This is a genomic window from Shewanella sp. A32 (assembly GCF_029167175.1).
Classification (GTDB): domain Bacteria; phylum Pseudomonadota; class Gammaproteobacteria; order Enterobacterales; family Shewanellaceae; genus Shewanella; species Shewanella yunxiaonensis.
The window spans coordinates 229,643-255,291 of record NZ_JARFTS010000002.1; the positions used below are offsets into that span (position 1 = coordinate 229,643).

General features: G+C 49.0%; 25 protein-coding genes. 6 read left to right on the forward strand and 19 right to left on the reverse strand.

The genetic code is table 11. From position 1 onward, the window contains the following. Positions 1-18 precede the first annotated feature (18 nt). The 6 genes from PY479_RS03020 to lptD all read right to left on the reverse strand — a co-directional run bounded on the left by PY479_RS03020 (position 19) and on the right by lptD (position 6,820). A complete protein-coding gene (locus PY479_RS03020) occupies positions 19-840 on the reverse strand; it encodes a symmetrical bis(5'-nucleosyl)-tetraphosphatase (RefSeq protein ID WP_275482833.1) in 822 nt (273 codons plus the stop codon). A gap of 14 nt (positions 841-854) precedes the next feature. Continuing rightward, positions 855-1,232, reverse strand: coding sequence for a Co2+/Mg2+ efflux protein ApaG (apaG, locus tag PY479_RS03025; protein WP_275482834.1), 378 nt, complete (start codon positions 1,230-1,232; stop codon positions 855-857). A 64-nt stretch (positions 1,233-1,296) separates the two neighbouring features. Continuing rightward, positions 1,297-2,103, reverse strand: coding sequence for a 16S rRNA (adenine(1518)-N(6)/adenine(1519)-N(6))-dimethyltransferase RsmA (gene rsmA, locus PY479_RS03030; RefSeq protein ID WP_212595600.1), 807 nt, complete (start codon positions 2,101-2,103; stop codon positions 1,297-1,299). A gap of 16 nt (positions 2,104-2,119) precedes the next feature. Further along, a complete protein-coding gene (gene pdxA / locus PY479_RS03035; RefSeq protein ID WP_275482835.1) occupies positions 2,120-3,103 on the reverse strand; it encodes a 4-hydroxythreonine-4-phosphate dehydrogenase PdxA in 984 nt (327 codons plus the stop codon). Positions 3,104-3,108: 5 nt separating this feature from the next. Beyond that, complete coding sequence (gene surA / locus PY479_RS03040; protein WP_212595602.1) at positions 3,109-4,413, reverse strand: peptidylprolyl isomerase SurA; 1,305 nt, start codon at positions 4,411-4,413, stop codon at positions 3,109-3,111. Between the two features lie 112 nt (positions 4,414-4,525). Then, a complete protein-coding gene (gene lptD / locus PY479_RS03045) occupies positions 4,526-6,820 on the reverse strand; it encodes an LPS assembly protein LptD (RefSeq protein ID WP_212595603.1) in 2,295 nt (764 codons plus the stop codon). 163 nt (positions 6,821-6,983) lie between these two features. Between lptD and PY479_RS03050 the strand changes: the two genes are divergently transcribed. The 5 genes from PY479_RS03050 (at position 6,984) to PY479_RS03070 (ending at position 11,158) form a co-directional block, all read left to right on the forward strand. Beyond that, a complete protein-coding gene (locus PY479_RS03050) occupies positions 6,984-7,988 on the forward strand; it encodes a phosphotransferase (RefSeq protein WP_275482836.1) in 1,005 nt (334 codons plus the stop codon). Beyond that, positions 7,988-8,644 carry an N-acetylmuramate alpha-1-phosphate uridylyltransferase MurU gene (murU, locus tag PY479_RS03055; RefSeq protein ID WP_275482837.1) on the forward strand — a complete coding sequence of 219 codons (657 nt, stop codon included), beginning with the start codon at positions 7,988-7,990 and terminating at the stop codon, positions 8,642-8,644. The genes PY479_RS03050 and murU overlap by 1 nt, the downstream gene beginning before the upstream one ends. Positions 8,645-8,711: 67 nt before the next feature. Continuing rightward, on the forward strand, positions 8,712-9,476 hold the full coding sequence (gene djlA / locus PY479_RS03060) for a co-chaperone DjlA (RefSeq protein ID WP_275482838.1): 765 nt from the start codon (positions 8,712-8,714) through the stop codon (positions 9,474-9,476). Between the two features lie 88 nt (positions 9,477-9,564). Beyond that, positions 9,565-10,176 (forward strand): outer membrane beta-barrel protein, encoded by a 612-nt coding sequence (locus PY479_RS03065; protein WP_275482839.1) that lies wholly within the window; start codon positions 9,565-9,567, stop codon positions 10,174-10,176. A gap of 31 nt (positions 10,177-10,207) precedes the next feature. Continuing rightward, positions 10,208-11,158 carry a D-2-hydroxyacid dehydrogenase gene (locus PY479_RS03070; RefSeq protein WP_212596518.1) on the forward strand — a complete coding sequence of 317 codons (951 nt, stop codon included), beginning with the start codon at positions 10,208-10,210 and terminating at the stop codon, positions 11,156-11,158. Positions 11,159-11,213: 55 nt separating this feature from the next. Here PY479_RS03070 and purT read toward each other — a convergent pair whose 3' ends face one another. Next, positions 11,214-12,389, reverse strand: coding sequence for a formate-dependent phosphoribosylglycinamide formyltransferase (gene purT / locus PY479_RS03075; RefSeq protein WP_212595607.1), 1,176 nt, complete (start codon positions 12,387-12,389; stop codon positions 11,214-11,216). Between the two features lie 253 nt (positions 12,390-12,642). On the opposite strand from purT, the gene PY479_RS03080 reads away from it, so the two are divergent. Next, positions 12,643-12,954: a DUF1289 domain-containing protein gene (locus PY479_RS03080; RefSeq protein ID WP_275482840.1), complete on the forward strand. Its 312-nt coding sequence runs from the start codon at positions 12,643-12,645 to the stop codon at positions 12,952-12,954. A 23-nt stretch (positions 12,955-12,977) separates the two neighbouring features. Here PY479_RS03080 and PY479_RS03085 read toward each other — a convergent pair whose 3' ends face one another. From PY479_RS03085 to PY479_RS03140, 12 genes are all read right to left on the reverse strand, one after another. Beyond that, positions 12,978-14,807: a GGDEF domain-containing protein gene (locus PY479_RS03085; protein ID WP_275482841.1), complete on the reverse strand. Its 1,830-nt coding sequence runs from the start codon at positions 14,805-14,807 to the stop codon at positions 12,978-12,980. After that, complete coding sequence (locus tag PY479_RS03090; protein ID WP_212595610.1) at positions 14,770-15,027, reverse strand: hypothetical protein; 258 nt, start codon at positions 15,025-15,027, stop codon at positions 14,770-14,772. The genes PY479_RS03085 and PY479_RS03090 overlap by 38 nt, the downstream gene beginning before the upstream one ends. Next, entirely contained in the window at positions 15,027-15,872 is an 846-nt protein-coding gene (locus PY479_RS03095) for an SAM-dependent methyltransferase (protein ID WP_275482842.1), read from the reverse strand. The genes PY479_RS03090 and PY479_RS03095 overlap by 1 nt, the downstream gene beginning before the upstream one ends. Before the next feature lie 308 nt (positions 15,873-16,180). Beyond that, complete coding sequence (locus PY479_RS03100) at positions 16,181-19,042, reverse strand: valine--tRNA ligase (RefSeq protein ID WP_275482843.1); 2,862 nt, start codon at positions 19,040-19,042, stop codon at positions 16,181-16,183. 14 nt (positions 19,043-19,056) lie between these two features. Further along, positions 19,057-19,521: a DNA polymerase III subunit chi gene (locus PY479_RS03105; RefSeq protein ID WP_275482844.1), complete on the reverse strand. Its 465-nt coding sequence runs from the start codon at positions 19,519-19,521 to the stop codon at positions 19,057-19,059. Between the two features lie 187 nt (positions 19,522-19,708). Beyond that, positions 19,709-21,148, reverse strand: a complete 1,440-nt coding sequence (locus PY479_RS03110) for an ATP-binding cassette domain-containing protein (protein ID WP_275482845.1) — start codon at positions 21,146-21,148, stop codon at positions 19,709-19,711. A 90-nt stretch (positions 21,149-21,238) separates the two neighbouring features. Beyond that, on the reverse strand, positions 21,239-21,385 hold the full coding sequence (locus tag PY479_RS03115; protein ID WP_275482846.1) for a hypothetical protein: 147 nt from the start codon (positions 21,383-21,385) through the stop codon (positions 21,239-21,241). Between the two features lie 91 nt (positions 21,386-21,476). Further along, positions 21,477-21,758 (reverse strand): hypothetical protein, encoded by a 282-nt coding sequence (locus tag PY479_RS03120; protein WP_275482847.1) that lies wholly within the window; start codon positions 21,756-21,758, stop codon positions 21,477-21,479. Further along, positions 21,749-22,033, reverse strand: a complete 285-nt coding sequence (locus tag PY479_RS03125) for a hypothetical protein (protein ID WP_275482848.1) — start codon at positions 22,031-22,033, stop codon at positions 21,749-21,751. The genes PY479_RS03120 and PY479_RS03125 overlap by 10 nt, the downstream gene beginning before the upstream one ends. A 164-nt stretch (positions 22,034-22,197) precedes the next feature. Then, positions 22,198-23,022, reverse strand: coding sequence for a hypothetical protein (locus PY479_RS03130; protein WP_275482849.1), 825 nt, complete (start codon positions 23,020-23,022; stop codon positions 22,198-22,200). Positions 23,023-23,149: 127 nt separating this feature from the next. After that, positions 23,150-25,117: a M1 family metallopeptidase gene (locus PY479_RS03135; RefSeq protein WP_275482850.1), complete on the reverse strand. Its 1,968-nt coding sequence runs from the start codon at positions 25,115-25,117 to the stop codon at positions 23,150-23,152. 206 nt (positions 25,118-25,323) lie between these two features. Continuing rightward, positions 25,324-25,644, reverse strand: a complete 321-nt coding sequence (locus PY479_RS03140) for a YciI family protein (protein WP_275482851.1) — start codon at positions 25,642-25,644, stop codon at positions 25,324-25,326. Between the last annotated feature and the right edge of the window lie 5 nt (positions 25,645-25,649).

Genomic DNA, 25,649 nt, shown 5'->3' on the forward strand with positions numbered 1-25,649 from the left:
GCCAAAAATCGCGTTAGTTTAACCTTTTTTCAACCTGGACTGGGTGATTTTTTGATTCGATTCCAGATGCCAAAGTGTAAGATATTGATCCCAGCAGCACCCGGTATCCAGTGCTTGGATTTTGGCGTTGCCAGTCTCACCCATCAACGCCGCCCAATGGCCAAAAACCTTAGTTAATTCATCGGTTTTCGAAGGAAATTTGAACCAAGGCTTTAGCTCTTCTATATCACATTCATCCGGGGGCAATTTGCAGGCAAAATCCAATCGGCCATCGGTGTAGAGAAAACGAATACGGGTAAGTGCATTAATGCAGTAGCGGATCAATTCAGACTCCTGCAGATCTGCATGCCATCCCTCGGGCGCATCAGTATACATGGGGCTGATGACTGCTTCGAGGTAGTTTGCACGTTGCAGGGCATCAGATACGCGAGTAGCTTCTCGTCGCAACGCGGATAGATCCCACTGTGGCGGAACTCCCGCATGTGTCATTACCAGCTGATGTTCGGGCATCTCTTGCAATAACGGCTGTAATCGAAGCCACTCCAATAGCCGTGGAAAGTCATGGGATTGGATAAGCTCAGTTAACTGGCAAGATGGGCGGGGGCTACGAAATCCGGCGTTAATCCCGAACAGATTCAATTCGTGATTGCCAAGCACTATTCTTGCAGCGTTATCAAGATGCTCAAAATAGCGCAATGTCGCGAGTGACTCTGGTCCTCTGGCAATCAGATCCCCAACGGACCAAAGAACATCTTGTGATGGATTAAAATCAACAACTTCCAGCAGTTTTTTTAATTCGCTGAAGCAACCATGAATATCGCCTACAAAATAATTTGCCACTACAACTTTCCTTCCTAATGGATCATTCCGGGGACAGCCAGGCGAAAAGCTTTTATCGGGGCATAAAAGCTTTGACCCTGATCCGTTTCCATCAGATATCGACCTTCCATAAAACCAAGGGGAGTTTCTAACACTGTACCACTACTATACTGATACGCCGTGTTTGGTTGAATTTTGGGCGTTTCTCCAACCACTCCAGCCCCTTGTACCTCTGTCTTTTTACCGTTAGCGTCAGTAATAATCCAGTGGCGGCTCTTCAAGGTGACGTTTTCGTCACTCAAATTGACGATGGTAATGGTATAGCTGAACAGATATCGGTCTTCTTCAGGGGCAGACTGATGGGCAATATATTCGGTTTTAACCTCGATTTTTATTGGTGCTTGCTGATTCATTTCCCTTCCTATGGCATGTGACTTGACGGGGGAAACAAAGGACGCCATTTGGCGTCCCTGCAGTTTACTGTTGTTTTTGGTATAGGTGATTAGCCAGTGCGACGTATTGACTTACGCTAATCTGCTCTGGTCTCATCCCAGGATCAATATTGAGCGTGGCAAAATCTTCATCACTGAATAGCTGCTTAAGATTGTTCCTTAATGTCTTCCGCCGCATATTAAAGGCAGTAGCCGTGATACTTTCTAATAAGTGTACATCATGGCATTGCCATGGCTTCTGCTCATAGGGTATTAACCTCACAACGGCCGAATCAACTTTGGGCGGTGGCGTGAAACTTTGTGGCGGCACTTCAAGTACTGGCACCACTTGGCAGTAATACTGGGCCATGACGGTCAGTCTACCGTATGCTTTGCTACCCGGCGCCGCTGATAAACGTAACACCACTTCTTTTTGCAGCATGAAGTGCATGTTGGCGATGTGTTCAGCAAAACTAAACAAATGAAACATCAATGGCGTAGAGATGTTGTAAGGCAAGTTGCCAAACACCTTGAGCTTTTTGCCTGGCTGCAACAGCTTATTGAAATCGAATTGCAGGGCATCACCTTGGTGGATCTCTAATTTATCTTTGAGAACTGGGTGATGTTTAAGCCGTTCGACTAAGTCACGATCGAGCTCGATGACGGTAAGGCGGTCGATGCCTTCCGCAACCGGTTCAGTCAATGCGGCTAATCCGGGACCAATCTCAACCATTACGTGCTCGTTATCTGGCGAGATAGCAGCAACAATGCGGTTGATAATATTACTATCAGTCAGAAAATTCTGACCAAAACGTTTCCTGGCCGTATGGCCTAAATGTACTTTATTGCTCATTAATGCTCTGTGGGGATCAGTTCTTATGCGCCAGTTCAATAGCCTTATTCAGCGCGCAGACAAAACTGCCGAGATCTGCTTTACCGGTGCCCGCTAACTCCAGTGCAGTACCGTGATCAACAGAGGTTCTGATATAAGGCAATCCAAGTGTGATGTTAACGGATTTTCCGAATCCCATGGATTTTAACACAGGCAAGCCTTGATCGTGGTACATCGATAGCACTACGTCAGCATCTTCCAGGTATTTTGGCTGGAATAAGGTGTCGGCAGGCAGTGGACCGACGATATGCATTCCTTCCTGACGCAACTCATCGAGTGCCGGAATTATCACATCTAACTCCTCACGGCCCAGATGACCATTTTCTCCTGCATGAGGATTCAGGCCGCAGACGTATATTTTCGGATTTTCGATGGCGAACCGATTAACCAGATCGTGATGCAGGATATTAATCACTTGATGCAGACGGTCACGGGTAATCGCTTTAGCAACATAGGCAAGCGGAATATGGGTTGTAACCAGGGCAACCTGAAGACCAGGGCAAGCCAGCATCATCACCACATCTTTACAGCCGGCTTGGTGGGCAAAAAATTCAGTATGACCAGAAAAGGGAATGCCTGCCTGGTTAATAATGCCCTTGTGCACAGGACCGGTGACCACGGCATCAAACTCACCGTTCATATTCTTTTCACCGGCGTAGCTAAGGGTTTCTACTACATAGGTACTGTTTTGTTCGTCAAGCACACCACAGCGCGCTTCAACGGCCATCTGAAACGGTACGATAGTGAGTGTACCGGCCTCTTGTGGCCTTGGCGGTTGTGACGGTTGATATGGACGGAGCTGTAGACTCAGTCCCAGCATTTTTGCGCGGGATTGTAACAGCGACGGATCGGCGCAGACCACCAGCTCTGCTGGCCAGCTGCGCTGAGCCAATTGTACTACCAGTTCCGGGCCAATCCCGGCGGGATCACCGGCGGTGATGGCAATACGTTTAGTGTCCAATCTGCTTAACCTCTGTTAGATTGAGAATCAAGAATTTCAATGTATGCGCTCGCCCGCATTTCGTCCAGCCAGTTTTGCAATTCTTCGTTGAATTTACGACGGAATATTAATTCATGAGCGCGGTTTGTGTTGAACTCTTTAGTGGCGTCAGTGGTGCGGCGGCCTTCAAGCTCGACGATATGCCAGCCAAAAGAGGAACGGAAAGGTTCGCTGATTTGACCTTCTTTCAGTTGAGCGAGTGTCTGGGCGAATTCAGGAACATAAATGCTTGGTTCAGCCCAACCCAATTCGCCACCTTTTGTAGCAGAGCCTGGGTCTTCAGAATATTTACGGGCCAGATCTTCAAATTTCTCTTTACCACTCTTGATATCCTTAATGAATTTCTCAAGGGTCGCCTTAGCGCGTTCTTCGGAGAGAATGGGTGATGGCTTCAACAGGATGTGGCGAGCTTTAACTTCCTGTACTTCTTTGGTTTCCAATCCGCGCGCATCCATGATTTTGATGATATGGAAGCCAGCGCTGCTTTTGATTGGGCCGATGATGTCACCTTTCTTCGCACCGTTTACCACTTCAGCAAACAGTGTTGGCATTTCGTTGATGTTCATATAATCCCAAATACCGCCTTCCAGCGCTTTAGGACCAGCTGACGCAGCAATCGCCATCTCACGGAAATCCGCGCCTTCTTTCAATCTGGATAATACGGTATCGGCACGTTTACGCGCATTTTCAACTTGATCAGGTGTGGCATTGGCGGGCACTTCGATCAGGATATGACCGATCTGGAATTCCACATCTTTCAACCCCTGCTCCTGGATCAGTTTGACCAGGTTATCAATTTCCTGTGGCGACACCTGGATACGGCGCTGCACCTGAATACGCTGAATTTCACCCAGCGTGATGTCTTCACGTAACTGCTCACGGTATTGGCTGAAACTCTGACCATCAGCTTCAACCTTGGCTTGCAGCTCTGGCACTGTCATATTCTGCTGCTTTGCAATATTGGCAATTGTCTGATCCAGTTGCAGATCCCCAATATGCAGGCCGATACGCTCAGCAGTTTGTAGTTGCAGTTTAGTCAGAATGAGACGTTCAATAACCTGGGTGCGCAGGGCATCGTCCGATGGCAGTTTTTGACCCTTTTTCTGGGCATCATCTTTGACCTGGGTCATCATCGTCTGGATTTCACTTTCCAGAATTACCCCGTTGTTTACCTGTACCGCAATACGGTCCAACGGTTGTGGTGCTGCCATCGCAAATTGGCTCAGTACAAGAGTACACAATGCAAACAATAAACTTTTACTGGGGGTCATTAACAAAATCCTTGCCACATTCTTATTAGGTCAGCCGCTATTGCGCAGCCGCAGTTGTCCAGTTTTGACTGTCAGTTTTGTCTGAGGTTCAGCAATCTACCACAATTCTGCACTAATTCCTCAGATAAAGTGGTTTACGGTAATTGAACAGTCCGTCGTTCATCATATCACTGACGCCCAAGGGGCCTGTACCACCCAAGCCTTTGATAACAAAGTTCAGGTAAAATCCTGTTTCAAACAACTCGCGGTTGTTGATCGCCGGATTATAGTTGTCCTGATAATTGGTCTTGATGTGGTAGTGATAGGCTAAGCGTACTGCCCAACAACAGGATTCGTATTGAAAGCCGGTGTAGGTTTCCACAGAGCGTTTTTCATTGAGGTCATAATACCAGTTACCGACAAAATACAGGCTGTCAGTCACCGGCCAGGTGGTACGGAATCCGGTCTGAGAGATATCTACGCGGTCATTGGTATTGGTATTCAATAGATCTGGCACATATCGGTAACTCAACTGCACCAGTTTGTTTGCGCCCGGACGATAATCCAGCGTGATTTCACTTTTCTTAGTAGATTTGTTGGTAGTGTCGTATTGAATGGCACCACTGATGAACCAGTCACTATACAAGTGAGCATCCAATTCTGACGCTAGCACTGATGTTGAACTGTCGTCTTGCAACTGATCTGAATAGAGATTGACCTTGCTATTATCAAAATAAATGATCTGACCGAGACTGAATTTTAGTTGCTCCAGATTATGTTCATCAAACAAGCGGGTGGTCAGACCGAGCGTTAACTGATTGGCGTCGGCGATGCGATCGAGTCCGGAATAGCGGCGATCACGGAATAGCCCAATATAATCTTGTTGCAGATCGGCTGAATCGTAAATGCCGATGCCATCCTGATTTTGATAGCCGACATAAAGGTACTGAAACTGAGGTTCCAGTGTCTGCCGATAGTTATCATCAAAGTAACTGGTCTGGCGTTCAAAGTTAATCTGACCATGAACCCGAACTTGTGGCAATGTCCGGCTCACTGACTGCTTCAGCGTATCGTCCTGAATATTGTGTTGCCAATAATTGGTTTGCAGCAGTTTCAATTCGCTGGTCAGTGAGCCTGCCGGTCCCTGAAGTGGTAGGGTGATTGTGGGCTCCAGATGCAGCCGATCGGCCGTATTCCAGTCTTCACCGCGGTGTTCAAAGTTGGTTAACTCGGAATACAGGTTAAAATCCAGACCATGCCAAAACTGCGGCGCTCGGAAATTATAGGTGAGCTGTGGCATCACCTGGTAAGGGGCTTCGTCTTCACCCAGCACTTTAATGTCTTGTACCCGTACGCCAAAATCCCAGTTATCGGTATAGTAACCAAGGTCGCCAACACGGTTTAGCTGGTTATCTGTAGCGCGGTTAACATCGGATTTTAAGTCATTAAAATAGTTGTTATCAGAAACATCGGTAAAGTTGGAACGAATGCGCCAGTTCTTGTTCAGTTCCCCTTGCTGCTGCCAGTGGATCATATAGCGGTTAGGGCTATTTTCCAGCATGCCATCGCTTCCAAGGTATTCCAGATTGAGCTGGCCCTGTTGATCTTCGCCGGCTAAGTAACGAAATTCCGTTTTGGTAAATAAACCGCGCGAACTCATGTAAGTTGGGGTAAAGGTAAGATCATATTCGGGCGCGATGTTCCAATAAAACGGCGTGGACACTTCAAGACCGTTGGTGGTACTGGAACTGAATGACGGAAACAGAAAACCGGTTTTACGTTTATCAGTGATCGGGATGGTCATATACGGCATATAAAACACCGGCACGCCACCGACCCTTAGCTTCGCATCCCAGATCTCCCCCCATTCATCTTTTGAATCGATGCGGATGCGTCGAGCTTCCAGTATCCAGGATTCATCATCGGGTGGACAGGTCGTGAAGCTGCTGTTTTGCAAAATGAGATTGTTGTTTTTGGTTATTTGCAGACTTTGGGCTTTGCCGTGCAACTGTTGACCGTGGAGCCAATACTGGGCTCCGGACAAGGTGGCGACATTGGAGCGCATTTGGGCTTCCATCGAGTCAGCCGTGACTGTCACCATAGAATCCTGAAATACCAGGCTACCGTTTGCCTTTAGTTGTTGCATTAATTGATCAACTTCAGCTTTATCGGCGGTAATCCGACGATCAGCTTGAGACAACGCAACATCGCCCTCAAATGTCGCACTGTGACCTATGGTAGTCTTTGAATAATCAGAAGAAATTTCAATACGTTGGTTATTCTTTTTGGCGTCGTTCTGTGCCGATGGATTATAAGGAACCGGGGGCACAATAACGCACTGGCCGTAGGTTTCTTCCTGTTGAGGATCGGTGGCTGCTACGGCCATGGGGGTGACGAGGCTCAATGCCAGTATAAGTCGCTTCCGCATCTTGGGTCTTTATAGGATCTTCTGTGTCTGGAATCGTGTCACGGAGAGTATAGTTGCATCCGCATAGTTGCAACGCCAGCCAATGAAAAACTCTGTAATCATGGGCTGTTTCCTGTTTTTTTCCGCCGCTATAATAAAGCAATTTTATCCCAAGAGCCACGAGGTGACCTTGTCGGACGCCAGATTTCTTCAATTAAAGCAATGGTTACAGCAGCAGTTTGATGCTTCTGTAGACATGCAGTTGATTTCGGGGGATGCCAGTTTCCGCCGTTATTTCCGGGTAACAACCGCTGATAAATCCTACATCGTTGCGGATTCCCCGCCTGAAAAGGTTGATAACCGGCCATTCTTGGCGTTAGCCGATGCTTATCATCGGCAAGGAATACCTGTCCCGGCGATTATCTCGGTGGATGCAACACAGGGTTTTATTTTGCAGCAGGATCTGGGCGACCAGTCGTTGTTGTCATTGTTGACTTCCGACAATGTCAAACGCTGGTATCAACAGGCGCTGGCGTTGCTGCCGCAAATTGCCGCGGTGAAAGCCAGCAGTTCAGGGCCGTTGCCTCAGTATGATGCGGCGTTTGTGCAACGGGAACTAGAGATTTTTCCGGAGTGGTTACTGGCGAAACATTGGCATTTAACGCTAAGAGACGCCGAAATACAGCAATTACAACAAGTGTTTGCATTGCTCACTGAAAATGCCTTGGCGCAGCCATTGGTCGGTATGCATCGCGATTTTCACAGTCGCAATCTGATGGTGATGGAGAAGCAGTTGTATGTGATCGATTTTCAGGACGCGGTGCTGGGGCCCATCACCTACGATGCGGTTTCATTGCTTCGTGACTGTTATGTTCGCTGGCCGGATGCGGTCGTAGATGCGCTACGTGATGAATATTATCAGCATTGTATTACCCTTGGTTTGCTGGACCGTCAAACCAGTGCGAAGCAGTTTTGCCGCTGGTTCGATCTGATGGGATTGCAGCGCCATCTCAAAGCGGCGGGTATTTTCGCAAGGTTATTACATCGTGATGGCAAGTCAGGCTATATCAAGGATATTCCGCTTACACTGGCATATGTAGCCGATATCAGTGAGCGCTACCCCGAGCTGTTTTCTTTCAGCCAGTGGGTACGGCAACGTTTGTTGCCTTTGTGTGGAGAGAATCGTTGATGCGCGCAATGATCCTGGCTGCTGGCCGTGGAGAGCGGCTGCGGCCGCTAACAGATACCTTACCCAAACCACTTGTTCCAGTCGCCGGTCAACCATTGATTACCTACCATCTGCGACACCTTGCTGAAATTGGGATTCATGAGGTTGTGATAAATTGCGCCTGGTTAGCTCCGTTATTGATGGAGACGTTGGGAGACGGTAGTCGCTTTGGTGTGAATATTCAGTATAGTGTTGAAGCCGAAGCGTTGGAGACCGGTGGCGGCATCAAACAGGCGTTGCCATTTTTGGGAACAGAACCTTTTTTGGTGATCAATGGTGATATTTATATCGACCAACTGCCATCGCTGCCGGAGCTGGCGGACAATCGCCTGGCCCATTTGTGGCTGGTGGACAATCCGCCGCATCATCCTCAGGGTGACTTTGTGCTAGCTGGTAACACGCTACAAGCCGGCGGTGACGACAAGTTGACGTTTTCCGGTATCGGTATTTATCGCCCACAACTGTTTTCCGCGATAACGGAACAGCGTTTCGCACTCGGGCCACTCTTAAAGGCACAGATTGCTGCAGGCCGTGTCAGTGGTGAGCATTGGCGCAAATATTGGTGTGATGTCGGTACGATGGAACGCCTGCAGGCGTTAGAACAGCGTCTCGCGTAAGCGCCATTAGTTAAGAATACAAACACATTGGCTGATGCTGCGGATGTGTAGAAAGACAGGATAAACCATGCAAATTTGGGGAAAATTCTTTGGCGGCGTGATTGGTTTTATGTTCGGCCGCTTTTTCGGTGCGTTACTGGGGATCTGGTTAGGCCATCAGTTTGACAAGCGTATGTCAGACGGTGGTGATGCGGTAACGCGCCAGGCGCAGTTCTTCAATACCACCTTTGCGGTGATGGGCCATATCGCTAAAGCATCCGGTCGCGTCACCGAAAATGATATTCGTATCGCATCAATGCTGATGGATACCCTGCGACTGGACAGCAACGCACGCCGTGAAGCGCAGCAGGCTTTTCGCGAAGGCAAAGCGGCTGACTTTGATTTGGAGCAGTGTCTGCGTCGTTTTCGCACGCTGACGTTTGGTCGCCGCGAGGTGCAGCAGATGTTTCTGGAGATCCAGATTCAGACGGCACTGTCTGACGGCGAGCTGCACCCTAAAGAACTGGCTATTTTACAGACTATTGCCCGTGAGCTGGGCTTCAGTCAGGCCCAATTGGACGCGTTGCTGCGTCGTTGGCAGGGAGAGTTCCACTTTCAGCAGCCCAACAACAATGCTCCTTCTGAGCACGATGCCTACCATGTTTTGGGTCTGACACCTTCCGCTAGCGATCAAGAGGTTAAGCGCGCTTATCGTAAACTGATGAATGAATACCATCCTGATAAGCTGGTGGCGAAAGGATTGCCGGAAGAAATGATGGAAATTGCGAAACGTAAAGCTCAGGATATTCAGGCTGCTTATGAGCGAGTGCGATTAGCGCGTGGTATGCGCTAAGCCTGATGTCATGACAGAGCATTCAGAGTACGCGCCTGCAACTTTCACGGTTGTATAAATTCACGTTGCAGCCCGTTGGGGGAAACGCATGATGAAACGCTACGGAATACTGTTGTTGAGTTTATTGTGTTGCAGTGCCAGCGCTGAAGGCCTGTATGTGACGCCATTCGGTGGTTATAGTTTTGGTGGTCAGGGTGTTGCTGTAAATAGCACCGATTACTACAACCGTGGTAAAGCTGAAGACTCGGCCCATTATGGCGTAATTGTCGGTTTAACTGTGTCGCCTTTAGCCAACAGTTACGTGTTATACAGTCATCAACAAACCGATCTTATTCAACAAGTAAATAGTGTCGATCAGCGGCTTGATGAGTTTTCGGTCGATTACTGGCACACCGGTGGTACCTTGTACTTTTCCCGCAGCGATTTTCGTCCCTATATGACCGGCAGTTTTGGACTTACTCGTCTCAAACCCGCGCAGTCATTGGATGCTTCAAACTATTTTTCGATGAGTTTTGGCGTCGGTGCGCAGCTACTGCTGACAGATAACCTTGCGTTAATGACTGAAATTCGCGGATTTGCTACCTTCGTTGGTAATAACAACGGGTATGATTGTGAACAAAGTCAGCAATGTGCTTGGTATTACAGTGGTGATGCTGTGTGGCAAGGACAGGCCAATATAGGATTGACGTTACAGTTTTAGACAAAAGGAGATAGTTGCTATGACCGAAGCAATCAAGATTGTGGTACTTGATGGCTACACCCTTAACCCCGGTGATCTTTCTTGGGAACCACTGGCTAAGTTAGGCCAATTACAGGTATATGATCGCACCCCGGCCGTAGACACTGTCGCCAGAGCAAAAGGGGCGCAAATTTTACTGACCAATAAAACCGTATTGGATGCGGCGACCTTAAAGCAGTTACCAGATGCGCGTTATATTGGCGTATTGGCCACTGGTTACAATGTCGTGGATTTGAAGGCGGCAGCAGCGCAGGGAATTGTGGTGACTAACGTTCCCGCTTATGGCCCGGATGCAGTGGCGCAGATGGTTTTTGCCCACATCCTGCATCATACACAGCAGGTTGCCAGTCATCATGAAGCTGTTGCTCGTGGAGACTGGACCAATAGCATCGATTTTTGTTTTACCTTGGCACCACTGACATCGCTTAGTGGCAAAACCTTGGGCGTTGTGGGGTATGGCGATATTGGTTCTCAGGTCGTCCGCATCGGGTTGGCGCTGGGGATGAAAGTATTGCTGCACACACGCTCACCACGCTCAGGGTTGCCGGAAGGTGTCACTCAGGTGGATTTGGAGACGCTGTACCGGCAATCGGATGTTATGTCACTGCATTGCCCGTTGAGTGATACCACAGCGGGGATGATCAATAAGGAAACTATCGCGCTGATGAAGCCAGGCGCGATTCTGATCAACACTGCGCGTGGCGGTCTGGTCGATGAAGCGGCGCTGGCAGAGGCGCTACATGCTGGGCGGATTCGCGCGGGTGTTGACGTGCTGTCCAGCGAACCGCCGAAAGCTGACAATCCACTGATCACCGCGCCGAACATCAGTATTACCCCACACAGCGCTTGGGCAACAACCGAAGCGCGACAAAAGTTAATGGATATTGCCATCAATAATGTGGCGGCGTATCTGCGGGGTAAGACCCAGAATCAGGTGAACTAACACTGTTATTGCGAGAACAAACGCCCGGCAATGCGGGCGTTTGTTTATGTAATACTTAGAACGTGACCTTGACGCAGGCTGCGGCGCGTAGTGCCTTTTCAATGGCACTTTGTACATCATTATCTCGCGCTAGCGCGACTCCCAAACGACGGCGTCCATGAATTTCCGGCTTACCAAACAGGCGCAGTTGGGTATCTGGTTCTGCTAATGCTTCGGCAATACCGTCATAGCGGATATTGCAGGAATCGCCTTCACGTAGCACTACCGCCGAAGCGCTGGGGCCGTGTTGCTGAATGTTAGCAATTGGCAGCCCGAGAATCGCACGCACATGCAGTGCAAATTCGGACAGATCCTGACTGATCAAGGTAACCATTCCGGTGTCATGTGGGCGTGGGGAGACTTCCGAGAAGTAAACATCATCGCCTTTAACAAACAGCTCTACGCCAAATAAACCGTAGCCACCAAGTTCGGTCACCACCTTCTGACCAATCTCTTTGGCTTTTGCCAATGCTGACTCACTCATCATTTGCGGCTGCCAGCTTTCACGGTAGTCACCATCTTCTTGGCGATGACCTATCGGCGCACAGAAGTGAATGCCGTTAACTGCGCTGATAGTCAGCAGGGTAATCTCGTAATCAAATGGCACAAATCCTTCGACAATGACACGGCCCTGACCGGCGCGGCCACCTTGTTGAGCATATTGCCAGGCACTAGCGATTTTATCTTCACTGCGGATAATGCTCTGGCCTTTGCCGGAAGAACTCATCACTGGTTTCACAACACAAGGAATGCCAATTTGCGCTACCGCTGCCTTAAATTCGGTTTCTGTATCGCAGAAAACATATGGCGAGGTTGGCAGACCGAGTGTTTCAGCCGCAAGGCGGCGGATCCCTTCACGATCCATGGTTAACCGAGTCGCACGCGCTGTCGGCACCACATGCAGCCCTTCAGCTTCCAGCTCGACCAACGTTTGCGTGGCAATTGCTTCAATTTCCGGGATCACCAGATGCGGTTGTTCGTCGGCGATAACCTGACGCAACGCTGCGCCATCCAACATATTGATGACGTGGAAACGGTGGGCTATCTGCATGGCCGGTGCATTCGGGTAGCGATCTACACCAATGACTTCCACACCAAGCCGTTGCAGTTCAATCGCAACTTCTTTGCCCAACTCTCCGCAGCCGAGCAACATCGCGCGCTTGGCGCCTTCACACAGGGGAGTGCCTATCATTTGTGGGTACCTTTGTGGTTATTGTGAAACGCCCTACGGCGTGATGCCCGCTAGTTTACTCATTTGCAGCGGGCGCTTGCAGCATGCTGATTGAAATGTGATGAAAATCACATAAAATTGTGAGGGTGTTTCAGCACCATCTAGGTAGCGAAAATCGCCTTTTTAAGCAACTAATGATATACCTAAACTACACTGTCATGCGGTTTTGATGTGTATAAACAGTAAAACTTACAGGTAATTGAAGCGACGAAATATGGAACAGCTGGCATTTTTTGATATTCCCAGTCCCTGCGTTGGCATCTGTCAGTCAGATGAACGCGGCTATTGCAAAGGTTGTATGCGCAGCCGCGATGAGCGCTTTGGTTGGCTGAATTTATCTAATGCACAAAAAGCTGATGTGATCCGTCTGTGTAACGCGCGTAAGCGTCGCCGACAACTGGCGATTTTGAAACAACGTCAATTACAACAACGTGAAGAGGTGGCAGCACTGAATCAGCAGTTGCATTTTGAGGAAGCAGGACGCGACAGCGAAACCCTAGATTTCAGCGATTTTAAATTGGAATAACGAGTAATTGATTCTTGGTAATGTTACGACTGGCTGATATTCACGGTTGGCGTTGTCGTGACGGGTAGTATCGCTGGTTCCAGACTGTTGCACTCCTCTTTAGCAAATATACAAACCCGATTACGACCGCGTAGTTTGGCCTGATACATGGCTTGGTCGGCATCGTGCATCAGTGCTTCTAATTTGTAACTGGAACCGCTGGTTGCTGCAACGCCAAAACTGGCCGTCAGACTGAAATCATAGCCGCTATCGCGGGTGTAGAGCTCAACGAGGCGTAGCCTTAAACGTTCAGCCATCTCTTTCGCCTGCATGATATTGGTCTGCGGTAACAAAACACAAAACTCTTCCCCGCCGACACGTCCTAACACATCGTTATGTCGGCATACCTGGCGACTCACTTGCGCCACATTGCGGAGTGCCCAGTCACCGGTTTTATGGCCTTTGCTGTCGTTAATCTGTTTGAAGTGATCTATATCGAACATCACGCAACTTACTGGCTCTTGATGTTGCTGACTACATTCCAGCAGTTGATGCGCCAGCGCAGTGAAATGGGTACGGCTAAAGATATTGGTAAGGCCATCATATTCAGCCAATTTGCGAAAATGGCGTTGGTTACGCCAGGATTGTGCGGCACCAAGGATTAATAGCGCAATCACACAAATCAGCGCCACAATCAAATCTCGTTGTGTATGGCTTTCGTTTTCCGCCAGCTTTTGTTGCAGCGTCAGTACTTTATTTTGTTGGTTCAACAAAGTAATACGATTTTGCTGCTCAATACTTTGGTGTTGTGCTAACTGATAAGCCATGGTCTTGGTTTTGATTTCATCAAGATTCGCTTTATCGGCTTCAGCGTAATTAATATATGCATCTAGGGCCGCGGCATTATCTCCGTGACTTCGGTAATACTGGTACAGCACCTTGTAAGCTCTAGTCCTAGCGCCGTTCAATGGAGCTTGAGAACTTTGGACTTTTACTGCGTTATTGGCGGCTCGGAATGCTTTCCCCTGCATATTTAACTGCCAATAAGCTTCACTGAGGACGGAGTAATATTCTCCAATAGTTGGTTGATATCCCGTTTTTAACAGCAAGGGCATTTGTTGTTCTAACTTTGTGAGGGTCTCTTCTGGGTGACCATCTGATAGATAACCCTTTGCTTGAACCCCAATAATAATGCTTGCCATCAATATCTCACCATTAGCTTCACATTGGGTTATTGCATCAGAGAATGCTTGAGCAGAAGCTTTTATATAGCCTAATTGACTAGCCGCATCGAGTGCTAGTTGGGCCGCAAAACATGTTTGGCGTTCAGTCGTTGCAATTTTCTTTAGTTGTTCACTATAGGTATATCCCAGTTGATACTGACCCAGAGCATTATAAAATATTGCTGCAACCATTATAGAAAGTGATTGTAGTTGTTCATTTTTTATGGACTCCTTTTGTTTTAAAGCGTCATCTAGGTACTGAAGTCCTTCAATCCAATTCTTCAGGATCGCAAACTCATTGACAATTGAAATTTTTGCTCTGAATTTTTGTTCCTGGTCGGCATTTGATTGTAGTAAATTCTTATAAATGCTGATCGCGGCGTCGATATCTCCTTTAAAAGCGAGCTCATAACCTGAAAGATATTGTAGGTAGTATGTTTCTTGTTCTGATAGTTCGAGGCTATGTTTACGTATTTCATTCAACTTAACACTAAAGGTGCGGGGATCACTTGAACGAATTTCATCTGCGGCTTTCAGTTGCAGCATGAAGTCACTGGCTAAAGTGGAAACTGAAGCCAGTGAAAGCAACAATATTATGAGTTTGAAATAACGGTTAACCGTTAACCGCATCATCTTTTTGGGGTTGCTCATCTTCGTTTGGTTCTTCCTCATCGGGTACTGCTTGAGCACAGCATATAACAGTATTCTCGATGTTCAGTTCAGTTCTTAAACCTGTTAAGTCTCGTGTCTTTATACAGTAAATTTGTTCATCGCTTAATTCACTTTTCAGTAATAGCTGCTCAAGTTTTTCAGGCTGTAATAATGTTGCATCACTACCAAGTTTTTCCAATAAAGCGATCACATCCATCATCAGTGTTTACTCCTATTTGTATCGAATGGGATTACGTTGTTTTTATGTGCTGTCACCTTATGTATGTCTTTCCGCTGGAGTTGCTGGAGCCGCGCCCGCAGCAGTGGATTGGGGATCATCGGGGTCAAAGGTGGGATCACCAATGTGGTGTGTAGATAGATATCAGCAAATACCAATGATTTCAGCGGCATCTGTTCCATTCGTGGGATTTGCAATGGACTCGTTGCAGCCTCATATAACCAACAGGGATGCTCCAGCGGATAATCTTGCGCGAGGATCTCCAGTAATAACCGGCATTCAGCGGCTCCAGTGGCTTCAATCCCCATGGTCAGATCACCCGCCAGACCCACCTGCCACAAAATCAGCATGGCAGTGGGATCAATCCGGCGCTTATACAGCATAAATTGGCTGGCCTCGTAATGCTGGCAACCCTGCTTGCCTGGATCCATGCCCAGATCGGCGTAAAGGCAATCTTCTGCTGAAATACCGGGGATCATTTTGGCTTCGTAGCCCAGTTCTCTGGCACGGGCGATGGCATCATGGGGCGCTTTGGCAAATACACCGGGATGACCGTAAAAAGCACCGACCACATTCTTTCCTTGCTTGACTTCATCGAGCATGGTGTCGACCATTTCGCGATACGTAATGTGGCGAGATTTATTTTTGCCGTAGAAGGGCTGCAAACTGCGAACATCCTGATGAATTTCACGTAACCAGAGTTCGACAAATCCGTCAGAAACGCCTGAAAACACTACATCAGCGTTCTCGATGTAACTGCGACTCAGCGGGCAGAGATGTGCCCCGAGCGTCATTCCTACACCTACACAATAAAGACTGCCTGTCATTATTTGTCCCGAATTTGTCCATCTTATTGGGTATTCAAGCGCATTTATATTGCTGTTTTAGTACAGCTGCCAGTCCTTTGAAAAAACTCACCGTGCATCAGCGTAGCTACCCGGACGTGTATGTGTAATGCCTCGCTTGAACGTGCTGACTATAGTCTGACAAATATGCCTGCCGGTTATCTTACTATCGTCATTTAGTTGGCATTCTAAAGAGGATGTTGTACGAAAACAATCATGTAGTTCTGAGTTAGGTAGTGCATAACAAAAAAGCGGCCCATGGGCCGCTTCTTCTCGATGTCTTAGTTTAATTAGCCTTCAAGTTTGGCTAACTCGGCTTTCTGTTCGGAGAGTTTTTCCTGATCGCGTTTGAATTCTGCTAGCTTGGCGCGTTCTTTCTCCAGCACAGCTGCAGGTGCTTTGGCGACAAAACCTTCATTACTGAGTTTGCCTTCCACCCGGGCCATTTCCTGGGTGAGTTTTTCCAGCTGCTTATCAATACGTGTCATTTCAGCGGCAACGTCGATAAGGCCTGCCATCGGGATCAACAGCTCCATTTCACCCACTAATTGCGTGGTAGACATAGGCGCAGTTTCATCGGCGGTCAGTACGCGGATAGATTCCAGTTTTGCCAGTGCCATCAAAAATGACTGATTGGCATCCAATCGCGCTTGATCTTCAACGCTGACACCACGCAGCAGCATGTTCAGTGGCTTGCCGGGGCCGATGTTGAGCTCGGCACGAATGTTACGCACTGCGGTGATCACCTGTTTCACCCATTCCAGATCCGCCTGTGCGCTTGGATTGGCTTTAGCTGACTGATATTCAGGGAAGGGCATCAACATCAGCGTTTCACCTTCAACCCCGGCCAGTGGTTTCACCCGGTGCCAGATAGTTTCGGTGATATATGGCGTCAATGGGTGCATTAAGCGCAGCAATTGTTCCAGTACCATGACCAGTGTGTGGCGAGTACCGCGCAATTCAGCTTCGCTGCCGCTTTGCAATACCGGCTTGGTCAGCTCCAGATACCAGTCACAGAACTGGTTCCAGGTAAATTCATACAGAGTGTTGGCGGCTAGGTCGAAACGGAACGCATTGATGTGGTCATCAAAGGTTTTCACGGTTTCGTTAAACAGGCTGATGATCCAGCGATCCGCCAGTGACAGTGTCATTTCACCACCGCTTTGACCACAATCTTGCTCTTCGGTGTTCATCAACACATAGCGCGAGGCGTTCCACAGCTTGTTGCAGAAGCTGCGATAGCCGTCAAGACGCTTCATATCCCAGTTGATGTCGCGGCCGGTTGACGCCATGGCGGCTAAAGTAAAGCGCAGCGCGTCTGTACCGTGGGCTTCAATGCCATCGGCAAACTCTTTGCGGGTACTCTTTTCAATCTTGGCGGCCAACTGTGGCTGCATCATGTTGCCGGTACGTTTTTGGACTAGCGATTCCAGATCGATACCGTCGATCATATCCAGCGGGTCCAGCACGTTGCCCTTGGATTTGGACATCTTGTTGCCTTGTTCATCACGGATAAGGCCGGTGACATACACGGTTTTGAACGGCACCTGCGGCTTGCCATCTTCGTCTTTGATGAAGTACATGGTCATCATGATCATGCGCGCCACCCAGAAGAAGATGATGTCAAAGCCGGTCACCAGCACATCTGAGGGATGGAAGGTTTTCAGTTCAGGTGTTGGTTCTGGCCAGCCGAGGGTGGAGAAGGTCCACAGCGCAGAGCTGAACCAGGTATCCAATACGTCATCATCTTGGCGCAGTGCAATGCTGTCAGCCAGTTGGTATTCGGCGCGAATTTCTGCTTCGTTGCGGCCGACGTAAACATTGCCTGCTTCGTCATACCAGGCCGGAATACGGTGGCCCCACCATAATTGACGGGAGATACACCAGTCCTGAATGTCGCGCATCCAGGAGAAATACATGTTCTCATACTGCTGCGGCACAAATTTGATATCACCGTTTTCGACCGCTTCGATGGCGGTTTTCGCCAGTGGTTTGACCGACACGTACCATTGGTCAGTCAGCAGCGGTTCGATTACCACGCCGGAACGGTCGCCATAAGGGATCTTCAGTGCATGAGGTTCGATTTTTTCCAGTAGACCCAAGGTTTCAAATTCTGCCACCACAGCGTCACGGGCTTTGAAGCGTTCCAGTCCGGCGTAGCGTTCTGGCAGACTGTTATCCAGCGTGGTGTTCTGGCTGCCATCGCTGTTCAGTACCTCAGCAATACTGCGGATATCGCCGTTGAGGGTCATAATGCTAAACATCGGCAGACTATGGCGTTTGCCGACTTCATAGTCATTGAAATCGTGCGCTGGGGTAATCTTCACGCAACCAGTACCAAATTCACGATCGACATATTCATCAGCAATGATCGGAATGCGGCGATTGACGATAGGCAGGATGATTTCTTTGCCAATCAATGATGCATAACGCTCATCTTCTGGATGCACCGCCACGGCACTATCACCGAGCATGGTTTCCGGGCGGGTAGTGGCAACAATCAGATAATCTTTGCCATCGGCGGTCAGTGCATCACCCGCTAGTGGATAACGGAAGTGCCACATGTGGCCCTGTTTTTCTTTGTTTTCCACTTCCAGATCGGAAATCGCAGTGTGCAGTTTCGGGTCCCAGTTCACCAGGCGTTTGCCACGGTAAATCAGATTGTCTTTGTAGAGACGGACAAACACTTCCTGTACCGCTTTTGACAGGCCAGCGTCCATGGTGAAACGTTCACGATCCCAGTCAACAGACGCGCCCATACGGCGTAACTGTTTGGTGATGGTTCCGCCAGATTGTTCCTTCCATTCCCAGACTTTGTCGATAAAGGCATCACGGCCCAAGTCATGGCGGCTCTTGCCTTGTTCGGCTTCCAGCTTGCGCTCAACCAGCATCTGGGTGGCAATACCCGCGTGGTCAGTTCCCACTTGCCACAGGGTATTTTTCCCTTTCATGCGCTGATAACGGATCAGCGTGTCCATGATGGTGTCCTGGAACGCATGGCCCATGTGCAGACTGCCGGTGACGTTTGGCGGCGGGATCATGATGCTGTAGTTGCCTTTGCTGCTGTCGCCGCTGGGTTTGAAATAGCCTTTTTCTTCCCAGATTTGGTAAAGGGCCTGCTCAATCGACTTGGGGTTATATGTTTTTTCCATGGGAACCAGTTTTCTCAAACAAAATTAATGGGTTGTGTTGCTAAATCTTGAGTGTTGAGCGCTATGCCCTGAGTGCGATACTGGCGGTAACGCGCTCGCGCTTGCTGTTTTTGTGCTTCATCACCCGCAACAAAATCAATGATCTGGCTGAAGTTGCCCGCAAATGCAGGGACCTCGTTTGCCAGATTGATCAGCACTGGCCGCCGCACATTGGGGCCAAGTCTGTCAAAACCTATCTCTACCGGCGCACCGTTTTTCGGCCCTTCTCCTTTGAGGTTATGGGGCACAAATGCGGTGGGTTCAAATTGCCACAGCAACTCATCAACCTGATACGCCTGCTGCTGATCTTCACAATGCACATATAGCCATTGCCCCTGCTGAAAATACTGCTGTGCCAAACGGCAGGCCAGTAGCGACACCTGTTCGCTGACATTGGCGGCCGGATTAGCAGGCAACAGATAAAACAGTGCTTGGCTCATGTATCAGCAATGCCTTAGGAGATCCATTCGGGAATGGGGGATTCTACACCAAAGGGGGGGATAGGTTAAAGGTTAACAAAGAGTTGAATGTGGGAATCTGCCGCCGGTCCTATCGCAAACGTTTTTCGGGAAGCAGAACTGCGGGTCGGTGGCGATAAATGCGCGACTAACCCGCAGTAAACCGCCGTCAGCGTGCGGCGGCCGGCGTCAGTACTAACTTATGGCTACCGTTGCCTGCTGGCACAAAATCAGCAAAGTTTTGCACCGCATCCAGTGTATCTTCATGATGGTGGGTGACATACAGCAACTGACTGATATTACTGGCGGCGATGCGATTTAGGGCATGAAACACCAGCTTGCGGTTGAGGTAGTCTAATCCTTGGTAGGGTTCATCAAGGATTAGCAGCGCTGGCTGTTTGATCAGCGCCCGGGCGATCAGTAACAGTCGTTGTTGACCATAATCCAGTGAGCGGAAGCCGGTCTTGGCAAAGTCACTCATCTCCAGCATTTCCAGCCAGGTCTGCGCATTGCTGATTTGTAGCGCAGAGGGCTTCTGGTACAGACCAATGGAATCAAAATAACCCGAGAGTAGGACTTCTATGGCGCTGCAGTTAACCCGGTATTGCAGATGCAGTGACGAAGACACGACGCCGATATTCTTTTTAATTTCCCAGATGCTTTCCCCGCTACCGCGTTTAACGCCAAGAATGGTGATGTCATTGCTGTAGCACTGCGGATGATCACCCAGGATCAGCCCTAGCAGGGTACTTTTGCCCGCCCCATTGGGACCCCGTAATTGCCAGTGTTCACCGCGGTTAATCGTCCAGTTTACATGTTCAAAAATCAGAGAATCGGTGTAAGCCACTCTTACGTCATTTAACTGCACCAGCGGATTGGGATAATTAGCATGATCTTGCTGCTTTAGCAGCGCCAGCATCCGTGCACTTTTCTCTTCAGATAACGCCTGCATCTGCGCCAGTAACGGATGCTGTTGCCATTCTTCACGGCTCAGCGTTTGTGTCAGCTGGTGGTCATCAAACAACGCCATATGGCTGATAAAGGCAGGCAGTTCATCTTCACGACTGGTGAGCAGCAGCAACTGCGTATGCTTGGCGAGCGTTTGCAACAGTTTGGTCAATGCGGCGCGATGGGCAACGTCGAGTCCGGCATAAGGCTCATCCAGGATCAACCATTGCGGTTGACCGGCAATGGCTTTTGCCAGCATTAAGCGCCGGGTTTCACCGGTAGATAACAGGCGAAAACCACGATCTTTGAGATGGGTTAGGTCGGTGATCGCTAATAGCTCGGGTAGTGTCTGCAGATCACAACCATTATCCAGCAAGATCTGCGATACAGTGTCGCCGCTTTGCATGTCGCTTTCATCTTCTGCAATCTGTTGATCCAATAGTTTTTGTTGCTGTTGCAGCGACACACAAGCCACGCTGGCGGGTAGTCCTTCAATCGTACCTTTATGTGGTGTTAACTCACCACTGAGCAGCCCGACGAGCAGTTCGGCTGCCTGGCCTTGTCCGGCAAACACGCCCCAGTGTTCACCCGCGGCAATGTGCCACTCTTCAATAAACAGTTTGCTGGAAGCGGTTTGGTATTTCAGATTCTGAATAAGCATTTGGTTGTGAAAGTTAACGATTACGACAGCAGGGTTTCCATACTGCAATAATCGCTTAGCGAATGCCAGCACTTAACGTGGCGTTTAGTCTCAACTACCGGATTTTGTCTGGTTTTCTGCCGCTGTTGCGATATATGGCATTGAAGCGGTGACCGGGCCGATATTCCACAGCAGGTCATAAGCGGCATGAGTCGGGATTTGAGTAGTAAACGGTGCTGGTGCAGTGGTTGACCACATGGTATGCACACCAATGGTATCTTGCCAAGCTCAGGCGGTGCCGCCTGCATAGCGCAAGCTGATACTGTAAATTTGCTTTGGATTGTGCTGTTTAAGCCCTTGTCCCATGAATATTGCGCGGGGATCCCATGTGGTACCAGGCGTCATGCTTTGCATGATAATCCCCCGAATAAGTCAGCAGTTTCTGCCCGTGATACTCATCCATAATATTTTGTGCCATTACTGCATCGCGGTCGTCGGCAGGACTGTTAAACAGCAATATGGAGCGTTGCGGATAGGTCTGTCTGACATCTATGAGTTTCTCCAGCAACTGATACATCGCTTTACTGCTGCGGCCATTATGGGAACCTTTCCACTCTTTATCTACTGCCAACCACTGCTGTAGTGAATTTTATTCGTGAGCGTTATGCCTTTGATAGCCGTCAGCTCTAAGCCGACAGTAATTGCTTTTGGATTGTCGGCCAACGCTGCACAGACGACATCGTAAAAAGCCTGCGGTGCTTCGTTAGTCCCACGATATTCACCTACCATCACAATCTGATGTTGATGTACCGCATCAGCAACCGCTTTGGGCAGCGGATTACAGGCATAGGCCGCATGGGCACTGCACAAAATGGCAGCGATGATGAGTCCTTTCAGGCAGTTCATTAATGCATTCCTTCAGCGTGAGCTGTTACTGGCAGCCTTTAATATTTTTATGTGGTGGTAACGCAACGACTGTTGCTTTTATGAATAATGTTCTGGAAAAAATGCTATAAATATCAGTTAATTGCTATCGCGTGAATTCAAGTTAAGTATGCCAATTGCTCAAATTACTGAGCAGCAGTTGCGCCTTCTGCTGAACTGGCCGATTTGGGTAGCAGGCCACTCACATCATTAATATTACGGTCGGTAGCGGGCAGGATGTCATCGTCGGTTAACGGTTTGCCATCATCACCACGCGCCAGCAGTTGGTAGTGCGCACTATCCAGCCGCTGATAATAAAAATCCTCCTGGCTGTTTTTAAAAGAGGTGTCCTGTAGCGATACCTTACTTAGCGGAAAGGCTTGTCGCAGTGCTGGTAATGACGGCGGATATTCACCATGGCGAAATCGGTATAACTCTACTTGTGAGTAAAGGGTATTTAGATTGTCCTGTAACTGCTGAGTTTGGCGCTGTTCGTTGTCATTGCCGCTAATGTTGGTTTTATGAAGCACCAGATACAAATAACCGTTAGCACTGAGCAGGGCGACTAAGCCGATAAGTGCCAGGCGTTTTCCTCCTGGGCGGGAAGTTAACAGCCCCCAAATCAATGCAATAACCGCAAAAGGGATCCCCAATAACGGAATAAAGCCGATGCCACTGAGGAGGTAAGGAACAACACCCAAAGGTTGTTGATTATTTTCTACCGGTTTCAGCAAGGCAAGATCGATATCAACGCAGTCCGGTACTGCCTCGTGTTGATATGTCGTTTGCCCTGATGCCGGCGGGGAAGGGGGCGCATCCGCGGCAACTGGCGGCGTGTTTGACATTGGCGAATACCGTTGCAATAACCGCTGTCTTACAGCGTGGTAGCGTTCGGGGTATTGCTCACTATCGATGTGCTCAAACACATCTTCCAGTTCTTCGGTGCTGTAGTGACGGTAATTGGGTTCCATCCTGATAGTCACAATTTAGGCGAGTGGTGAAGCTGCCATTCATCATCATGTGGTTGATATACAACAATTCGCAACGGAATTATATCAATAAAAAGAGGTGCCGTTGGCACCTCTTGTCTTGTTAGTTTTACAGCGTGAGGCTGTTATTGCTGCGATCAGCATCCGGCAACTTATGATCCGGATCTAAAGTAGCGTTTTTCACTGCTTTGGTTACCGGTAACACCACGGTTGGCGTACCGGAGCGCATCCAGCTTTCAACGGGGATCCGGAAGTTCTCACTGGTGCCATCGGTGTATTGCAGACGTAAGGTGGCTGGCATTACCAGTTTCTGGTTGCTGATAAAGCTCACCGCAGTGCCCTTGCCTTTCTTGTCATCAACGGCTTTGACCGCAGTGATCCCCATATCTAATTGCCAGTTGTTGAGATACCAACCGCGCCACCACCAGGACAAATCTTCTCCAGCAGCACTTTCCATAAAGCGGAAGAAATCTGAAGGGGATGGGTGTTTGTAAGCCCAAGTGGCAATGTACTGTTTGAATGCCGGGTCAAAGCGTTCCGGGCCGAGGATCTGTTCACGCAACAGCACCAGTCCCAAAGCCCCTTTAAAGTAGGGAACCGGATGACGGTATTTCTCGGCAGTGGCTTCAGCCGGTGCCATCAGTGTCGGTGCTTCAGGATCTGCCAGCACCGGCAGAATTTCATCCACGGGATTGCCACCTTTGGGTGCATATTCACCGTCACGTTTTGGCGCAAATTCTCCGTGATTAAACGCGTCGGAAGCGTAAACGTCGATAAAGGTGTTAAAACCTTCATCCATAAAGGCATAGCGACGTTCATTTGAACCCACAATCATAGGGAACCAGCTATGCCCGATTTCATGGGCAGTGATCCAAAACAGGAATTCATCATGATCACGCATACCATCAAACACAATGCCAGGATATTCCATGCCTGCACCGTGACCGCCCAGATTGACAGCTACCGGCCAAGGATAAGGATACCACTGAGAAAAGTGCTCAATCACGCCTTTGACATACTCAGTCGAACGGTCCCATTTTTTTGCGCCAGCGGCTTCAGGTGGGTAGGCAGACATGGCTAATGAGGTCTTACCGTTCGGCAGATTGATACGGGCAGCATCGATGACAAACGCAGGCGATGCGGCAAATGCCACGTCACGGGTATGTTCCATCCGGAAATGCCAGTCAAGATTGCCATGATTAACTGGACGGCTGTCGGCACTTTCCACTTCATCTGCGCGACGGATATAAACAGTTTTATCGCTTGCTTCGGCTTGTTTTAGGCGTTGTTGCTCGGTCTTTGTCAGCACATCTTTCGGGTTGATGAGCTTACCGGAACCTACCACCCAGTAATTCCACGGTACGGTTACGGTGTAATCAATGGTGCCGTATTCCAGATAAAATTCAGAGCCGATATAGGGGTTGTTGTTCCAGCCATGAAGATCGTCATAGACCGCCATCCGTGGGAACCACTGTGCCACTTCAAAAATTTTACCTTTTTCTGAAGGGGTCACTGCCGTGCGGCCGCCCCAGGTACCGGGCATTTGATAGCTGTAGTTGATCTCCAGTTGCAATTTGCCCCCCTTGGCTGCGAGGGGTTCACTCAAGTCGACGCGCATACGGGTGTCATCGACCAGAAATTTAGCGTCGTAGCTTTCGCCATCAAGGCGCACGGTAACTTTATCGAGCTGATAACCATCAGTGAAACTGCCGCGACGCCACTCGGTTGCCATGGTAGAACGGCTGTCTTTACGGTACATGTTCTGATCCAGCTGTATCCAGAGTTCTGGCAGTGCATCAGGACTGTTGTTGGTGTAGGTAATAACTTCTGTACCATGGATAGTGTCATGGTCAGTATCGATAGTGGCATGAAGTTTATAGTCGACCCGGTTTTGCCAGAACATGGCCCCAGGCTTTCCTGCACCACTGCGAATAGCGGTCGCCGGATTTGGCATGGACAGCGGAGCAAACAGGGTTTGAGGGTTATAGGTAGAAGAGTTCTGGGCATCTGGCGCGGCAACGGCCAACGTCGAACAGCCCGCCATAAATACGGCGGTTGCCCTGAGCCAATTAAGCATAACGGTTCCTTTATTGTTGTTTTCAGCAGACAAACTCAACTGACAGCGGAGGTGATTCAGTTGAAGCTAACAGACCTCATAACATAACAACTGACGCGGCACTAGACGAGAGTCTTAATGACGTTGCCCGGTAATCTTTACACAGGGAATTGTTACAAAACTTATTCAGTACTGTTATCAGGCATAACGGCGGTAGTTTGAGTTATTTATGGGATAAGATTTTGGCGTGTTTGCGGGTCTTGCAGCAGCCATTCATTCGCTGCATTGGCTTCAATCACTTCCTGCAATTGAAATTGCTTGTAGTAGCCTGCTGCAATGAAAGGATCGGCTTTAATGAGCTGCTCTGCGGTTTGCCTGTCACTGCATTCCAGCAATTGCATGGCACCCTGATTGTTGGCAAATGGCCCACAGCAACGCAATACGCCCCTGTTGCTAAGAGATTGTAGATGGTTTACATGCGCCTGTAATAACTCAGTGGTCAGGCTTTCCGCTTTCTTATCTGAAAATAACGCCAGAAAACACGTCATAGTAC

Bases quoted from the DNA above. Each gene is read 5' to 3' on its own strand.
- PY479_RS03105 (WP_275482844.1), bottom strand. From the start codon at position 19,521: ATGAGCCAAGCACTGTTTTATCTGTTGCCTGCTAATCCGGCCGCCAAT.
- PY479_RS03095 (WP_275482842.1), bottom strand. From the start codon at position 15,872: ATGACAGGCAGTCTTTATTGTGTAGGTGTAGGAATGACGCTCGGGGCA.
- PY479_RS03125 (WP_275482848.1), bottom strand. From the start codon at position 22,033: ATGAACTGCCTGAAAGGACTCATCATCGCTGCCATTTTGTGCAGTGCC.
- lptD (WP_212595603.1), bottom strand. From the start codon at position 6,820: ATGCGGAAGCGACTTATACTGGCATTGAGCCTCGTCACCCCCATGGCC.
- PY479_RS03130 (WP_275482849.1), bottom strand. From the start codon at position 23,022: ATGGAACCCAATTACCGTCACTACAGCACCGAAGAACTGGAAGATGTG.
- PY479_RS03100 (WP_275482843.1), bottom strand. From the start codon at position 19,042: ATGGAAAAAACATATAACCCCAAGTCGATTGAGCAGGCCCTTTACCAA.
- surA (WP_212595602.1), bottom strand. From the start codon at position 4,413: ATGACCCCCAGTAAAAGTTTATTGTTTGCATTGTGTACTCTTGTACTG.
- purT (WP_212595607.1), bottom strand. From the start codon at position 12,389: ATGATAGGCACTCCCCTGTGTGAAGGCGCCAAGCGCGCGATGTTGCTC.
- PY479_RS03110 (WP_275482845.1), bottom strand. From the start codon at position 21,148: ATGCTTATTCAGAATCTGAAATACCAAACCGCTTCCAGCAAACTGTTT.
- PY479_RS03115 (WP_275482846.1), bottom strand. From the start codon at position 21,385: ATGTGGTCAACCACTGCACCAGCACCGTTTACTACTCAAATCCCGACT.
- rsmA (WP_212595600.1), bottom strand. From the start codon at position 2,103: ATGAGCAATAAAGTACATTTAGGCCATACGGCCAGGAAACGTTTTGGT.
- murU (WP_275482837.1), top strand. From the start codon at position 7,988: ATGCGCGCAATGATCCTGGCTGCTGGCCGTGGAGAGCGGCTGCGGCCG.
- djlA (WP_275482838.1), top strand. From the start codon at position 8,712: ATGCAAATTTGGGGAAAATTCTTTGGCGGCGTGATTGGTTTTATGTTC.
- PY479_RS03090 (WP_212595610.1), bottom strand. From the start codon at position 15,027: ATGATGGATGTGATCGCTTTATTGGAAAAACTTGGTAGTGATGCAACA.
- PY479_RS03135 (WP_275482850.1), bottom strand. From the start codon at position 25,117: ATGCTTAATTGGCTCAGGGCAACCGCCGTATTTATGGCGGGCTGTTCG.
- PY479_RS03065 (WP_275482839.1), top strand. From the start codon at position 9,565: ATGATGAAACGCTACGGAATACTGTTGTTGAGTTTATTGTGTTGCAGT.
- PY479_RS03140 (WP_275482851.1), bottom strand. From the start codon at position 25,644: ATGACGTGTTTTCTGGCGTTATTTTCAGATAAGAAAGCGGAAAGCCTG.
- apaG (WP_275482834.1), bottom strand. From the start codon at position 1,232: ATGAATCAGCAAGCACCAATAAAAATCGAGGTTAAAACCGAATATATT.
- PY479_RS03085 (WP_275482841.1), bottom strand. From the start codon at position 14,807: ATGAGCAACCCCAAAAAGATGATGCGGTTAACGGTTAACCGTTATTTC.
- PY479_RS03080 (WP_275482840.1), top strand. From the start codon at position 12,643: ATGGAACAGCTGGCATTTTTTGATATTCCCAGTCCCTGCGTTGGCATC.